The sequence below is a fragment of the Acinetobacter sp. AKBS16 genome, from assembly GCF_002899995.1.
GTDB classification, from domain to species: domain Bacteria; phylum Pseudomonadota; class Gammaproteobacteria; order Pseudomonadales; family Moraxellaceae; genus Acinetobacter; species Acinetobacter baumannii.
Window position 1 is genome coordinate 143,005 of record NZ_POYH01000101.1, and the last position, 2,334, is coordinate 145,338.

The window sequence follows — 2,334 nt, forward strand, 5'->3', positions numbered from 1 at the left end:
GTCTGCTAAAACCGACTGACAAAATTGGTCAGCGCGAGCATCATAAGCTGAGCATTGGGGTGGGTCAATTGCAAAAATAAAAGATTGATTTATATAACTTGATATAAATATTTCACTGTTTTTATTTAGAAAATAGAAAAATTAAAAAATATAATGTGAGTATAAATAATTTGAATATAAGGCACACTATTATTTTTTAATCTTATATATCAAATATTTATTAATTGTTTATTTGTATAGTATATCAATATCTCTAATTAGGTGTGTTGTTTGGCTAAACTATTTAATAATTCGAATTTTATAACATGACCAGAGTCTCCTAAACATTGCTTGCCAAAAAATAACCAAAATATCAATTGCAAGAAATATAATTTTATTAATCATAATTTTTGGTTTTTACAAAAGCTTGCATAATCTACAAAAGTTAAGAGAACCACTGCGGTAGGCCAACATAAGATAATGTTATTCATAAACCTACATTTTAATATTTATAAAGGTGATTTAAATGGTAAGAATCTTTTGTGCAGTAAGTATGGTGTTGGTAATTGCTATGGGTATGAGTGCTTGCCAAGATCGTAATTCAAGAAATGACGGCATGCATGAAGCAAGTGATCCAGCTACATCTCATGACATGAATAAAAACTCGTAATAGATTAGCTTCTTTCAAAAGCCTACTTTATTAGTAGGCTTTTTTAATCGTTATTTTATATAAAAAATATAATTTAATAATAATGAAATATATAAAAATATAAAATTAATCAAATATTTATTTTGTTTTTACAATTTAGAGAATTTGTTGTTACCGTTTTGTTGCAATCTTAAGTTACCGTTTCAAAAAGTTAATAAAACAAACACAATAGCTTACTTATATTCATCCAAAATTCATTTTAGTAAGAGCGAACTATAAAAGGTAAGGATATGCCCCAATATTTAAAAATAGCTGAGAAAATATATCAAAATGTTAAAGAAAAAAAAGGCTTTACGGATGATCCGATGGAAGATCTTAATAATTTGATGATTGAACTCAGACAAGAAATAAAGGGGACAAAATTAAAGCTTTTATATAATTATATTGATTTTGCCGAAATACTCATTAAACCTTTGCAAGAGTCAAAAATTAAATTGGATTTAAGTCTTATTCCTAAAAGTAAAAATACTCAGGAGTTTGTACTTTGGCTTGCTGGTTTTATTGAGCGAATTACCACAGGTGGACAAGAAAAATTACCTCCAATTCGAGCTAAAATTACTTTACCCGCCTATGCCTATGAAGAAACTTACCCTTCGCAGAAAAAGCCTGTAAATAATGGGGAAGAAATAATTGAATATTTTAAGAAAAATCAAAGTTAATTTTGATGAAAGGCCTGACCTGATTATCTGAGTCAGGCTTTATTTTTAATAAGACCGCTATGATGAGTAATATTTAAGGTAGTACGTATGTTTGTATATTTTACAGATGGAACTTGCATTAATGATTCTGAGATTTATGGCGTAAAAGCTAAGTATGAGCAAAATAAGTATGTAGTGGAAGTTACTATTAAGCCGACACATGTACTCGCTACAACACCGAGCGTACAATTTAAAAAAGAAGTTTTTGATGATCCAAATTTAGCAAATCAATATCTTAGTCATAATTTTAATATGCCACCATTTTTTTAATGCTCATAACGTTAGGACAATAAAAAAGCCTATTTCCCAGGGCCAATAGGAAATAAGCTTATAGCTATGGACCTTTTGAGGATGTTACATATCATCCCACGCATCTTTAATTGCTTGTTTAGCGTGTTCCCATTTTAGGCGGGACTCAGCTTTTAGCTCTTCCCATTTTTGCTGCAAGCTGCCTTCCATATCTTCAAACTGAGTTCCTTCTTTAGATTCAGAACGAGCTCGATGACCAAGTTCATAAGCTGCAGAGAAATCACGATCATAATCTAGATCTGGTGTAGTTAATTGCGCTTCTTGATAATAAGGTCGAGTAAGATAGCTTTCGCGCCAGCGAGAGTCAGAATAGTTATGATCGCCAGCTACCAATTGAGCATGATCTGTATTTTGATCTGTCATCAGAATTCCCTCATATTTTATTGAATTTTATGCTTATATTTTGATTTAGGAAGGTGAGGTCACCTTCCTAAATGATCGACCGCATCAAAGAACAACTACAAACGATTAACGTTGTTGGTTGTTATTTGAGTTTTGTTGGCCAGAATCTTTTTGATTAGATCCTTGTTGTTGACCGCGGTTATCATTTTGCTGTTGTTGCTGGTTATTTTGTTGCTGTTGATCGTTTTGCTGTTGGTTACCGTGTTGCTGTTGATTACGGTTGTCATTTTGCTGTTG

General features: G+C 31.4%; 5 protein-coding genes. 3 read left to right on the plus strand and 2 right to left on the minus strand.

Annotated elements, in window-relative coordinates:
* Positions 1-505: 505 nt before the first annotated feature.
* The 3 genes from C1642_RS19000 to C1642_RS18795 all read left to right on the plus strand — a co-directional run bounded on the left by C1642_RS19000 (position 506) and on the right by C1642_RS18795 (position 1,656).
* Positions 506-649 carry a hypothetical protein gene (locus tag C1642_RS19000; RefSeq protein WP_032010037.1) on the plus strand — a complete coding sequence of 48 codons (144 nt, stop codon included), beginning with the start codon at positions 506-508 and terminating at the stop codon, positions 647-649.
* 269 nt (positions 650-918) lie between these two features.
* Positions 919-1,347, plus strand: a complete 429-nt coding sequence (locus C1642_RS18790) for a hypothetical protein (RefSeq protein WP_001136759.1) — start codon at positions 919-921, stop codon at positions 1,345-1,347.
* 87 nt (positions 1,348-1,434) lie between these two features.
* Positions 1,435-1,656, plus strand: coding sequence for a hypothetical protein (locus C1642_RS18795; RefSeq protein WP_000498477.1), 222 nt, complete (start codon positions 1,435-1,437; stop codon positions 1,654-1,656).
* A gap of 84 nt (positions 1,657-1,740) precedes the next feature.
* On the opposite strand, the gene surA1 is transcribed toward C1642_RS18795, so the two are convergent.
* Both surA1 and C1642_RS20070 read right to left on the minus strand, forming a co-directional pair.
* Entirely contained in the window at positions 1,741-2,058 is a 318-nt protein-coding gene (surA1, locus tag C1642_RS18800; RefSeq protein ID WP_000132045.1) for a surface antigen protein 1, read from the minus strand.
* Between the two features lie 105 nt (positions 2,059-2,163).
* Positions 2,164-2,334, minus strand: a 171-nt coding sequence (locus tag C1642_RS20070) for a hypothetical protein (protein WP_228154011.1), incomplete at its 5' end; no start/stop codon positions are given.